The organism is Kribbella sp. NPDC050459 (assembly GCF_040655315.1).
Lineage (GTDB): Bacteria > Actinomycetota > Actinomycetes > Propionibacteriales > Kribbellaceae > Kribbella.
In genome coordinates this window covers 216528-229745 of sequence record NZ_JBFAJQ010000015.1, presented here as the reverse complement: position 1 = coordinate 229745, position 13218 = coordinate 216528, and the positions used below count along the sequence as shown (strand labels likewise).

Here is a 13218-nt window from a genome sequence, read left to right as displayed (position 1 = left end):
AATCACCGCCCACAACTCATCAGAAATCACACCCGAACGCAGCACCGAACAAGCATCAACCACCCAACCCCGACGATTTAGCAGACACGCCCTAGCCCCAAGCCATGTACAACGTGGCGGAACAGCCCCGCATCGGCCGCACCAACGGACGCCATTTAAGAGGTTCACCGGCTGGCTTGCCCGTTCACCCTGCGGCATCCAGCTGATGAAGGGACGAACTCAGAGGTGAACCCCTCAAACTCGCGGCCGGTTCAGCGCGCCCGCCGCCGTGCATGCCACGTCGCCGACGGGTCCCGGCTCATACCGGCCTCGGCCGTAGGCTGGGGGCATGGTGGTTCAGGCGGATGATGCGGTGTTCCGGCCCGTGCGGGCCGGGAACCCGTTCGAGGAGACGGTCGAGCGGTTGCTGCAGGCAATCAAGCTCGGCGTCGTCGTGCCGGGCGACCGCCTGCCGCCCGAGCGCGAGCTCGCCGCCCGTCTGAACGTCAGCCGCGTCACCCTCCGCGAGGCGATCCACGCCCTCACCAAAGCCGGTTACGTAGAGTCCCGCCGCGGCCGGTACGGCGGCACGTTCGTCAACGAGCAGCTCCCCAAACCCCGCCGTACGTCGGCCAAACGCCTGGCCCGCGACCTGGCCGCCGGCCTGGACGACGCCCTCACGCTCCGCCAGGCCCTGGAAACCGGCGCGGCCGAAGCAGCCGCCACCCGCGACCTCACCGACGCCGAACGCGACCACCTGCAACACTGCCTGGCCGACACCAACGCCGCCACCCTCACCGACTACCGCCGCCTGGATTCCCGCCTCCACCTGGCCATAGCTGAGGTCACCGGCTCCCCCTCCCTGACCTCCGCCATGGCCGACGTCCGCATGCGCCTCAACGAACTCCTGGACGCCATCCCCCTCCTGGAACCCAACCTCCAACACTCCAACGCCCAGCACCAGGCGATCGTCACCGCCATCCTCACCAACAACCCCGAAGCCGCCCGCAAAGCCATGCAAGAACACCTAGCCGGCACCGAAGCTCTACTCCGAGCCTTCCTCGGCTGACAGCGCCGACACGTCCAAAGCACGCCTCGCTTCGTCTCGCACGGCCGGCGACAAAGTCTCAGAGCCCGCCATTTCACGGAGTAGTTCCAGGACGACTCGTCGACCGAAGCCGTCGCGGCGAGACATGTCAATCGCCCAGGGCGCCGCCAGCTGCATCCAGTACGAACGGCCAGATCGCCAAGCCGACTCGACCGTCAACTCAATGAGCCTCTCGGGAGTTGAGATTCCTCCCCCGCCGAGACTCGGCCATCGCTCGGAGAATGCAGCCAGAGCGGTGGAAAGCCCACTCTCCAGGAAGGGCCACATGGGCACGAACCCGGATCCCGCAAGCGAAGCCCTACCCTCCGACTCCACCCCGACCCCGATCTGCCCGTCCGGCATGATCCCGATCCACGCCCCGTCGCCGCGGTACACCGCCGGTTCCCAACTGGACATCCTGATCCCACCGCCTGTCATCGAAGTCAATCTCTGTCACTCATGAACCGCTGGATCTGCTGGCGCCGCAGTCTGTCCATCTGTGTGTGCGGTCAGCGCCGTCAAGGTGTCCTCGCGTTCTCGCGACTACAGGTAGGTGGCGCCGTCCGACAGCTAGCTGTACTGACCAGGCACGTTGGTCGAGATCGTGTGACGACACGTTGTGAATGTGTTTGATGAGTGAAGACCTCCCGGCGTGGAGTGGAGCTGTCTAGGAACCGTTCCAACGACCGGGAGGTCTTCGTGTCCCACGCTAACGCTGCTTTGACCCCTCGCGCCCGTTTGCGGCTCGCGCGGCTGGTCGTCGACGACGGGTGGCCGATCACCCGGGCCGCCGAGTTGTTTCAGGTGTCCTGGCCGACCGCGAAACGCTGGGCCGACCGGTACCGCGAGCTTGGTGAGGCCGGCATGACCGACCGATCGTCGCGCCCGCACCACCAGCCGAACCGCACCCCGCCGAGCGTCGTACGGCGAATCGTCAGCCTGCTGCCATCATCAGTGCTGACGCGGCGACATATTCGTCCGATGGATCCCGGGACTCCGACTCGGGCCCCTCCAGCCATCCGAAGATGATTTCCCATCGACGTCATCAATCGCCGCCACAAGAGCATTCAGCTCGGTCAAGCCGGCCTCCTGCACTCTGTTCCAGCGATCGACATCATCAGCGATACCGAACCTCTCGGCATACGGCACAAGCCGTTCCAAGCCGGGCGGGAACCGATAGGCCTTCGAAGTCATATCGCGATCCCGTGTGATTGTCATGGCCCGATGACGGCCGAGTCCTGGATGGTGACTCAGGGGTTGGCGGCTTGTCACCCTAGCGGTCATCGTCAGTCAGGAAATTTGAAGGCTCTCCGTAGTGCCTGGACCGTCGGCGGATGCGCTGCCTGCGCGAGCGCATCGGACTGCGTCACGACTCGTCCCTGTGTGCAGCGATCTCGTGTCGGAGAGAACTGTTTGAGGTCCGTCCCACCGTTCTCCTCCACCCTAGCTCACCCCTTCCGGTGCTCGAGAACCTGCGGCCCCACTCAACTCTGCAACGTGAGCGAGGTCAGGCCCCCGGGGCCGATCGCTCTAAGCAGGACCTACGTCGGACCGCCTCAGTAAGGCCGACCTTGCCAGCGAGGAGCGTGTCCATGCCCCGCCCCGAGTAGTCCTGCGATGCCGGATCACCCGATCGAGCCTAACTCCACGGCAGCGGACTCAGGGACAGCAAATCTGGATCGACGCCTGAGATGTACGCGGCATCGAATGGCCATCCGGTCCGGGCGACCTCGTTGGCCAGTATTTCGCGCAGAAAAATGAACAGGTTAGAGGCGACATAGAACTGAATTTCCTCCTCTGTCTCCATCGGCTCGACAAACCCGACCGGATTCCCGTTGGATTCGGAGGTGAGTACGAAATAGTTGCCATTGCCGTCCCCGGCGACGGGTATCCACCCTTTTGCACGCCAGGCGGGAAACCCATCCAGGATATACGCAATATCCAGGCACTCTGGATCCTTGCCCACTCCGTATAGCCCACCAGGCCCTGCCGTTGTACCTCGGCATGCGCGCAGCCATTCCAATAGCTCCGCCGGGAACGGCGTGCCGAGGTCAACCTCGAGTTGCACCAACTCATCATCAGTCGCGCCTCTTCGAACCTCCTCTGGCGCCGGATGCGCTTCCGAGAGAAGCTCTAACACGTGCGTAATGTCGCTCATGGCACGCTTATCGCGGTACGTCGAGGAGGTGAGACCTGTGGAGCATCGGTAAGGACTTGACGCCGTCGAACACCTTCTTCTTCGTGCTGGCGTTAACTGGCGTATCAACCAGCAAGAGATCCTCGCCCGCTGGCGCCCATACGGTCCCGGCTGCAACGCGACGATCAAACCCGCCCATCGCGATCACTCCCGACAACCGCGCCGACAGTCGATCGCGGCATCGACATCAACCTCCGCCAGAGCGGACATAGGACCTCGATCCAAGTGATCATGAACCCGACAAGCTAGCAACAATTCCGCGTATCTCGGCTAAGTTCTCGGCAATCTTCTTCTTCCTTGCGAAGGCCTCAGCAGCCTCGATGGCTTCGTCCAGAAGGCGCAACAGAACAGCATCCCGGTCCGCTGCTGGCCCAATCGGCACAGCCGCCTGGACCAGCAGATCTGATGTCCGCGCGCTAAAGCGCCGTGTTCGCACACCCGTGAAGTCCAGCGGCACCAGACGGCCATCGACACGGAAGACGACATTGACATTCAACGGACTGGGAACGCCAGTGCGGGCCACCTCGACACGCCTCGCAAGCGCCATTGCCGCATCCCCCCAGGCTCGATTCTCCCTGTCAGAATCGCCGAGAGCCGCTCCAATCGAAAGCGAAAATGCGTCGTCAGATGTCACAGCGGCAAGTTCCTCAGGAAGCGATCCTGATTCAATGGACCAGCGTCACGCTCGATGATCCAACGCTCCAGATTCAACATTTCATCCCGGGTGCCACTCGTCATCGGAATCAACTGCTTATCCTTGAGGAAAGTCTGGGAATACCTGCGCGCAAGATCATTCGTTATGCCCCACTTTAGCAGGTTGCCGTTCTTGTCCTCCAGTCGGTACAGGTAGTTGAGCGCGGTACTAGCACGCGAGTTGCCATGCACTGACGACTTCGCTGGCGCCGGCGGCTTGTTCGGGTTCTTTGCAAACCTGCCCAACGAGTTACGGAGCGCCCCGTTCGCACCAACCGTGCACACCTCGTCAGCGTTCGCATTGTGGACGAGGATGTGGTGTTGGCCTACGTGGTAGGTGTGGATGCCTTGGACGGTGAGGTTGTAGGCGAGGGCGTTGCGGGCGGTGGTGATGTCGAGGCCGAGGACTGTGACCAGGCGGCCGTCGTCGGTGAGGACCTTGTCGCCTGGGTCGATCTCGGCAGCCCATTGGAAGTCGCCGTCGGTGGCGTTGTAGAAGGGGTGGTCCTCGGTGGTGGTGATGGACTCGCCGTCGATGACCAGGTCGATGAGCGTGTCGCCGTGGACCCAGACGTTGGTGACTTCCTTGGCGACCTGTTCGCCGGTGTCCGGGTCGGTGGCAAGGACCTTGTCGCCGGGCTCGATGGCCTCGATGGCCTTCTCGGTGCCGTCGGCCATCAAGACGACCGTTGCGCCGGAGAAGCTCGAACAGCCGCCCTTGAACTTCGAGATAGCCGATCTGGCGGTCGAGGCGATCTTGCCGGTCGCGTTCCCGGCTGCTGTCTTCAGTGGAGCGGCCAGCTTCGAGGCCACGGGTGCCAGCAGCTTGCCCGCACCGAGTGTGGCGACGTTGATCGCGGCACCGCCGGCCATCGACTTCGCGTAGCCGCCGACGCTGTGGTCGGCCTTCTCGTCCAACGCGTTCTGGACCGCGCTACCGGCCGCACCTGCCAGCGCCGCACAACCCACCGACCCGGCGCCACCGGTGGCGGCCATGCACCCGGCCCCGACCGCGATACCGGTCGCGACCCCGGCGATCGTCGCCTTGTGCTCGACGACGAAATCGCCGACCGCCGAAGACGCCTCCGAGACCGCATCGCTGACGGTCGTCGCCGCGTCGCCGACTTTGTCCACTGCGTCGCCGACCGAGCTGACCAGCCCGCCAAGACTGAAGTGGCCGTCGTACTCCACCCGGCTGATCGGGTTGCCACCGGCGAACGCGTACCGGTTCATGTTCCACGGATCCCCGCCGAGGGACATGTCCTTGAGAGCGCCGTCGTACAGATCCCGAGTCAGGAACCGGTTGAGGCTCGGGTTGTACTCGCGGAACCCCATGTCGTAAGTGCCGGTTGCCCCGTCGAACCGCTTGCCGTTGAACCGATAGGGGTTCACAACGTCGGCGTCGGTGCTCGGAGTTCCGGTGATGGTGTCGTCGCCGGTGGTGCCGGTCTTGTCGGCCTGGCCGTACGCCGTGTAGCGGTACGTCGAAGTGGTCAGGCCGGTCGAGGCATCGGTCAGCGACTCGACGTCGCCGTGCGGATTGACGCCGTAGAACACCTTCTTCGTGGTGCTGGCGTTGACCGGCGTGTCAACCAGCGAAAGGTTCTCACCGCTGGCGCCGTAGGCGTACGCCTTCGACACCTCGTAGGTACCGGTGCTGTCCTTCTGCTCCTCGGCTGCGACCTGATCGTCGAGACCGATGAAGGTGTAGCGGGTGCTGATCGACTGAGCGGTGCCGACCTTCTCGGACTGGGAGGACGTCCGATCGAACGGGTCATAGGTCTGGTTGCGGGTGAAGGTCGCCGTGCCGGCGGTGTCGAACTTCTGCTGACGGATCAGGCGGTCGTAACCGTCGTATCCGTTCTGCTCCACGACCTGGCTGCCTACATCGGTCGTGGTCGATCGGCCGAACACGTCGTACCGGTGGTTCATCGTCGTCGAGCCGGTGACCGTCTTGACCAGCCGGTTGCGGTCGTAGGTCATCGTCGATGTCGTGGCGCCGATGGTCTGCTTCTTGATGTTGCCGGCGGCGTCGTACTCGTAGTACTCGTTGTCGCCCTTCTCGACACCGGTCCTGGTGATCCGCTCGAGCTTCCGCGCCGGCGTGTAGACGTAGGCGGACGCCTGATCGAGGTAGTTCGACGAACCGGGCTGGTCAAGCCGCTCCGTGTCGACCTCACGGTCGCCGTCGTCGGTGTACTTCAGCGAGTGCGACGAGACGAGCTGATTGCCCTTGGCCGCGCTGGTCTTCTCGACCAGCGTCCGCAGGAGACCGTCCTCGTGGTAGGTCTGCGTCGTGACGTTGCCGTTCGGCTTGGTGATCGTCGACCGCAGACCTCGCGGGTCGTACGTGTAGGTCCAGGTGTCCAGCGTGCCTGTCGGTGTGTCACCGGCCTTGACGGTGTCGACCAGGTTCCGCGCATCCCAGGTGTAGGCGGTGTAGCGCTTCACGAGCAGGTTGTTGGCGCCCTGCGGCCGCTGGGCGTAGGTCGACAAGATGTTCGAGTTCAGGTCGTACGTGTAGTCGGTCTTTGCCAGCTCCTGCCCGGCCTTGAGCTCTTGGACCTGTGTCGTACGGGCAAGGCCGTCTGTGCTGACCTTGAACGTGTCCGTCAACGCGTTCGCGTTGTTGTCCTTGATCTCCGTCTGCTGGCCGTTGAGGTCGTAGGTGTAGGTGAACGACCGGCTCTCGACCGGGTTGGTCGAGACCAGCTTGATGGCATCCGCACTCACCACGCCCGTTGTCGCCGGGTTCAGCGTGATCGTCTTGGCGACGCCGTTCGGGAAGCTGTAGTTGCCGAGGTTGACCCACGGGGTGGCCGCGGTGCATGCCTTCTGATCGACAGTCTTTGTGGCAGCACCGGTCGAGTGGTTGATCGTGTAGGTCGCCGAGGTACTGGCGTCGGTGCGAACGGGACAGGAGGCGTAGACGTCGAACGACCCCGCGACATCCGGTAGGACCCGCCAGTTGAAGGTGTCACTGGCCTCGGGTGTCCCGGCCGCCGCGGCGGCGTGGGTGCGATAGTCGTTGCCCTGAGTGTTCGTGCCGCCCGTGGCCGGAGCCCATGTCCCGGTCGAACTGGTCTCCCATGTGTCCGCATTGTCCACAACGTCAACTGGCTGCTGCGAGGCCGTGTCCGACCGCGACTGCAGCGATCCATCCAGGTAGTAGCCCCAGGCCTGCGTGCGCTTGGCGTCGTCGCCAGGCACGGTCAAGGTGCGATTGGTCTGCTGGCCGATCTGGTTGTAGCTGTAGCTGGTCGTGATCTGCCAGGGATCAGTGGACGTCTTGATGTCACCGGAGCCGTAGTACGTGAAGTTTGTCCACTGCGTGCCCGAAGTGCCGAACGTCGGCTCGGACTGGGCCATGAGCTCGCCGGTCGGGTAGTACTGGATGAACGTGCTCGACGGCGTCTTGTAGAGAGCGGTCGCCGTATTGAACGCGGACTTCTTCTGGATCGGCCGGTTGTTCTTGTCGTAGACGGTTTCGGAGTACAGACCACTCGGCAAGGTCTGGCGAGTGACGTTGCCGGCCTCGTCATAGGCCGTCCTGGTGACCAGATCCTTCTGGTGCTCTCCGATCTTGGTCCGGGGAACGTGCACCGCAACCGGCTGGCCGGCCTCGTCGTAGTCAGTGCTCTTGCGATGGCCCAGGGCGGTGATCTCCGCGGTCGCCAGACCGTCGGCGTCGTACTCGGTCTTGCTGGTGTAGCCGGCCGCGTCCGTGACGGCGGTTGGCCGGTGGTTGAGGTCATAGACCGTCTTCGACGTGAAGTCGGTCGCCGCGGAAGCGTTCTTCACCGGGTCGATGACTGTGATCTGGTTTCCGACCAGGTCGTACTCGTACGTCGTGGTCGGGGTCTTCGTCGAGCCGTCTGTGTCGACGAACGGCGTCTCGACCTTCAGTACCTGACCGACCCGGTCGTAGCTGTACTTGGTGACGAAGTCGTTCGGATCCGCGGTGGTCGCGACACCCTTCGGGGCGGTCTCGGTGATCTTGCGACCCAGAACGTCGTAGGTGTACGCGATCTGCCGCCCGGTGGCGTTGTTGTCCGGCAACGTCTTTGTCAACAAGTTGTCAGCGGCATCGAACGCGTAGGACGTGGACGCACCGTTCGGTGCCGTTTCCTTGGTGACGTTGTCGTTGAGGTCGTACGCCGTCTCCGTCGTGCGGGTCTCGACGCCGTTGTACGGCGTGGTGATCTTCGTGGGACGGCCGAAGGCGTCGTATTCGGCCTTCGTTTCGCGGGTCTGTGCATCGACGACCCGGACCACGTTGCCACGCGTGTCGTACGTGAACAGCGTGGTCGCCAGCTCCGGTTCGGTGATCGACTGCGGGTAGCCGTTCGCGTCGTAGTTCTCGTACTTCGTCAATCCATTGCGGGCATCGGTGACCGTCGCGAGTGTTCCGTTGTCGTTGTACGTATAAGCCGGCCCGTAGCCCAGACCGTTCTTGACGGTCTTGAGGTTGCCGTTGGCGTCATAGGTGAACGAGTCGATGCGACCGGCCGCGCTCGTCTTCGAGTCCAGCACCGTCGGACGGGTACCAGTCGTCAAGGTCGTGTACTTCATCACGACCCCGGCCAGCCCCGCTTTCACCGCCATCGCGTCGCGGACCTTGAGCGGGTACCCCGTGTTCGGGTCGTATTCCCACGTCGAGACCGCCCCGTTCGGTTCTTCGAGCCGGACGACGTTGTGGTCGCGGTCCCATCCGAGCTTGGTCGTCTCTGCGCCACCGGCGGCGTTGACGTTCGCGTCCTTGATGCTGGTGGTACGGCCGAAGGGGTCCATCCGATATGTCGTCACCGACGGCGTACTGCCGTTGACATCGGTGACTGTTGCGCCGCGCTCCTTCGATGCCTGATCAGGACCGTCGTACGAGAACGTCGTGTCGTTGTTGCGGCGATCGGTGTAGCGCTTGGGCCACAGCGCGTAGGTCGAGGTCTCCGTCGAGGTGTAGTACTCGATCCTCGTCTCGGCGTTGCGCGGGTCCTTGATCGAGTTGAGCTTCGCGTTGCTGTTGGTCGACTGTTCGGTGTAGCCGAGCAGGAACGTCTTGACCTGCGCGCCGGCATCGAAGCTCGCCGTGGCGGCAGTGAACGGGCCGCCGTCCTCGAGCTTCACCAACTGCTGCGTGGCGTTGTAGGTGAACTTCAGCGCCCGCCCGGAGAGATCGCGGATCCAGGCGATGTGCGTGTCGGAACCGGCATACCCCAGCGTCAGCACCGGATCCTGCCGGGTGGCGTCGCGTACCGCCGTCAGCCGGCGCGCGGCGTCGTACTCGAACGTCATCGTGTTGCCGTTGCGATCGACGACCGAGGTCTGCAGACCCGTGTCGCCGTTGAAGAAGAACCGAGTGCCGTCCGGCCGGCTGAAGACCCACTCATGGGCCTCATCCGCATCCGCAGACTTGTCACGCCTCAGGTCGAGCGCGACACCCGGTGGTCGCCGGTAGATCGTCTCCTCGGTCGTCTGGCTCGCGATCTTGTACAGCTGGGTCGTACCGTCGCCGTCGACGAAGGACATCTCGTTGGGCTCGCCGCCCTGCCCGGACGGCACTGACAGCTTGCTGCCGAGCCGCGTCAGCGTCGAGGCCTGCACCGACACGCCGTAACCCGCGCCGCTGTCGCCGCCGTCCATGCTGTTGTAGGCGAGCCGCACGAAGGCCGACGGACCGATCGATCGATCCGAGATCGCGTCGTAGGACCACACCACGTTGCCGCTGAAGAGGTTCGTCAGCAGCTGCGGACCCCCGCCGGTCTCCTCGCCGGTGTAGGAAAGGAACTTCTCGAGCCCCAACCTCGACGAGGGGTCCTGATCCTCCACGTACCGTTCGACGCACTGCAGACCGGACTTCACAACGGCGCAACCCTGCGTCGGCGGGGTGATGTTGGCGGACGGTGGATGGGTCGCCGAGAACCACTCCAGAGCGTTGTTGTTGCCCGGGTTGTTCCAGCGCAGGTCCAGGAACAGGTCGTAAAGCATTCGCTTCGTGCCGGTGTCGGACTGGATCGGTGCTCGGACCGGCAGATCGACGATCTCCGACTCGCCACGGGCCAAGGCCTTCTGAAGGGGCTTCTCCAGGCGATCGCCCTCGACCGTGAGGTCTTCGCCGGTCTCCGGATCGGCCCACCGGTAGGACAGGCGCAATCCGGCCGGCCAGTCCGCGTTCGATGTGTTCGTCACGGTGACCGGCGTGGTGATCGTGGTGTTCGGGGCGAACCGCTCAGGCAACTGGTCGGCCTCGTAGGCCTGAGCGTCGTTCTTGACCAGCGACTCGACCCACAGACGGGGCCGGAAGAGTGCGTCGGGTGACTCGCTGTTGGTGATGCTGAGCAGCTGCTGGCTCGCGGCCTCGTCCCGTGTCTTCAGCAGGAATCCGTGGTTGGCGCCGGGGTCGGCGACCCACGCCTGGATCTTGTCGGTGAGCTCCTGCTTCGCGAAGGTGAGCCGCTGCGCATTGTCGTCGGGACGGACAGAGGCCAGGGTCGTGGCGTCGTAGTCGCCGCCTGCAGCTGTCCAATTGATCGTCGACGCCGCTTGCTTCCACGTTGCCGAATCCTCGGCGAAGTCGCGGGTCAGCGCGTGCAGGTCGAAGTCGGCCTGCCCGCTGCCGGACCCGTAGTTCGAGAACAGCTCCACCCGCGCATCGGTCACCTGTGTTCCCTGCGTCACCGCGGCCGTATCGAACTTGAACACCGCACGCTCGTCGCCGTACGTAGGGTGGTTGTTGCCGACTTGCATCCAGAACCGGGTATTCGCGGCGACGCCGTCCGGACGCGGCAGGTTGTCGTCCGGCTTCAGCGAGCTCAGCGTCGTGTCGGGAATTCCTGTGACGGGGTCGCCGGAGAACGAGCGTACGATCCGGCCTTCGCGGGGCATTGTGACCGTCTGCACGTTCGACGCCGCCCGACCGTTCTGTGGCTTCGCCTGGTCCGCTACCGTGCGAGCCACCACCCAGTAGTTGTAGGTCGCGGGGTCCGGATTGTTGGCAGAAACCGCCGAAGGTTTCGCTGATTGATCTGTCCAGGACGTCACGTCCGGGGCCACGGTCCCGACGAGTGTCAGGTCCTGCGGGTTGGCGTTGTGGAAGTACTCACCGACCGGGTTCGTGCACTTGCCGCCCGGCAGTGCCTGGCATCCACGAAAGATCTGGTACTCGACCAGGTTGTCGCTCTCGCTTGTGGTCGGATCGACGTACTTGCTCCACGTCAGCTCCGGACCACTCGCGTGGATCGTCGTCGGCGCGTTCAACGTGACACCGGGCTCGTCGTAGGTGACGACCAGGTTCGGCCGCGCGGCCGTTTCATCGCCGTACGCCGTCTCGCTCGCGCTGTAGTACAGACCACCGACCGGCGGAGCAGTGACGTCGTCGACCAGCTTCAGCATCACGCCGTTGTTGGACGCCGGGGTGTCCACCCAGGACTGAACAAAGGTGCCTAGGGCAAACGAATGCCACAGGTCGCGCTGGCCGGGCTGCTTCGTCTGCGTCGAGTACCTGGTCCAGCGGACGGCGTCCGCGATCGGGGTCGTGGCCGACGAGGTGTCGCGCACCATCCGGACGCGCGCGGTCTTGTCCGGCGCCGTGTGTACGGTTCCGAACGAGTACCAGGCGCCCGTTGCCGATCCGGTCGTCTGGTTCCACGGTGTCGTCAGCGGCGCGGAAGGATCGTCGCCGGTGATCGTGACCGTCGGACTTCCGCGGTACGACGCCTGGAAGTAGTGGCCCTCGACCAGGTAGTCACCCGCGCTCGGCACTCGGGCATCCCACGTGAACGCATCCGGCGTCGTGCCGTTCGGCGCGTAGGAGAGCCAGCCGTTCACCGCGTTCGCGTTGCTCTGGTCCTCCCACAAACCTTCGTACGACGTCGACAACGTGTCCTGGTCGTCCACGACGACCCGGTTCACGGCATAACTGCCGTCGAACGACGTATTCATCGACGCCCAAGTTGCGGTCGTCTCCGTCCAGGCCTTGTTGGCCTTCAAGGCGACGAAAGGAAGCGTCGTCGTGTCCGACCCGAACGTCGCGCCGTAGTGCATGTTCAGGTCGGCCGAGCGAATCGTCGTACCTGCCGGGATCATCGACGTGTCGAACTTCACCAGCCCGCGCCAGGTGTTGTGGCTCGCGTCGTCGCCGACCAGCACGGTTGGGTTCGTGCCATAGGGAGTGCTCGCGTTGGCCTGCGAAATCGACGTGTCCTGGGCGGCCGTCGGGTCCGGTACGACGACGATCGTCGGGTCGATGACGATCGGGTAAACCCGCTCCTTCGCCGCGAGCCAGGACTGGTCGGGCTTCAGGATCAGCAGCGTCTTGCCGCCCTGTTGACTGATCGTCTGCGTGATCTTGTCCGAGTAGCCCGGCTGGCCGAGCTGGTTCTGGGCCGAGGAGTCGTACATGTTCGGCGCCGGGATCACGTACTTCGGGCGCTCATCATCGTTCTTCTTGAAGAAGCCGATCGACCCGTCCGGCTGTGCCTTCGCGATCAGACCGCTGGTGTGCAGCTCGAACTTGTACTCGTCCGCGGCGTCGGCGGGAGCCGTCAGTACGACGGTTTCCTTCACGCCGGTGCGCGACACGTAGTACCTCACGTCCGCCGTCCCGAACACGTCGGGGAACGCCACCGACGAGTCCTTCACCACCGGCGTCAGCGCCCGCTTCTCACCCGCGGCACCAAGACCGATCGACTCGCCGTCGGACTCGAACGTCAGCAGCCGATCGCTCGACTTGCCGAAGCGTGTGCGGAAGTTGTTCTTCGCGTTTTCGAAGGAATCGGCACCCGTGCCGGCCGTGACCTTGGTATCGATGTCCTGCCATTTGCCCTTGGAATCCTTGTAGTGCACGGGTTCTGTGGACAGCTCGACCTGAGTCGTGCCGTCCGACATCCGGTAGCTCGTCGACGAGGTGGTACGCCGCTCCTCGAGCTCCCGCACGCGCGTCGGCTTCCCACTCGCGGCGGCTGTGGTCGAGGCGTTCAGCACACGGGCAGGCGCGGGTGCGGCCAGCGGACCAACAGCAGCACGAGCTACTTGCGGTACCGCGACCTGCGCGACCTGTTGTGGATGCGCCAGCGCGGTGGCGGGAACCCCGAGTGAGGCGGGGAGAGACAGTACGAGGGCAGACGTCAGCAACCTGCGGGCGCGGCGCATGCAGACTCCAACTGGGGAGGGGCGGAGAACCAGCGCAGCCCCCGCGGCACCGGTAGAGACGCCTGATTTTTATCCTTCAAACACGCTCCGACACAACCCCGTTGCACGTTGTTGC

General features: G+C 64.2%; 4 protein-coding genes and 1 pseudogene. 2 read left to right on the top strand and 3 right to left on the bottom strand.

Features of this window, described 5'->3' with window-relative positions; genetic code table 11:
• The first annotated feature begins 328 nt into the window (after positions 1-328).
• A complete protein-coding gene (locus tag AB0I12_RS36015; RefSeq protein ID WP_359938737.1) occupies positions 329-1048 on the top strand; it encodes an FCD domain-containing protein in 720 nt (239 codons plus the stop codon).
• A 717-nt stretch (positions 1049-1765) separates the two neighbouring features.
• Positions 1766-2008: pseudogene (locus AB0I12_RS36010) on the top strand (leucine zipper domain-containing protein); the annotation flags it as partial.
• Between the two features lie 697 nt (positions 2009-2705).
• Here AB0I12_RS36010 and AB0I12_RS36005 read toward each other — a convergent pair.
• The 3 genes from AB0I12_RS36005 to AB0I12_RS35995 all read right to left on the bottom strand — a co-directional run bounded on the left by AB0I12_RS36005 (position 2706) and on the right by AB0I12_RS35995 (position 13103).
• A complete protein-coding gene (locus AB0I12_RS36005; protein ID WP_359938734.1) occupies positions 2706-3224 on the bottom strand; it encodes an SMI1/KNR4 family protein in 519 nt (172 codons plus the stop codon).
• Between the two features lie 268 nt (positions 3225-3492).
• Positions 3493-3897: a hypothetical protein gene (locus AB0I12_RS36000; RefSeq protein ID WP_359938731.1), complete on the bottom strand. Its 405-nt coding sequence runs from the start codon at positions 3895-3897 to the stop codon at positions 3493-3495.
• A complete protein-coding gene (locus tag AB0I12_RS35995) occupies positions 3894-13103 on the bottom strand; it encodes a DNRLRE domain-containing protein (protein ID WP_359938728.1) in 9210 nt (3069 codons plus the stop codon). Before AB0I12_RS35995 ends, AB0I12_RS36000 begins: the two co-directional genes overlap by 4 nt.
• Between the last annotated feature and the right edge of the window lie 115 nt (positions 13104-13218).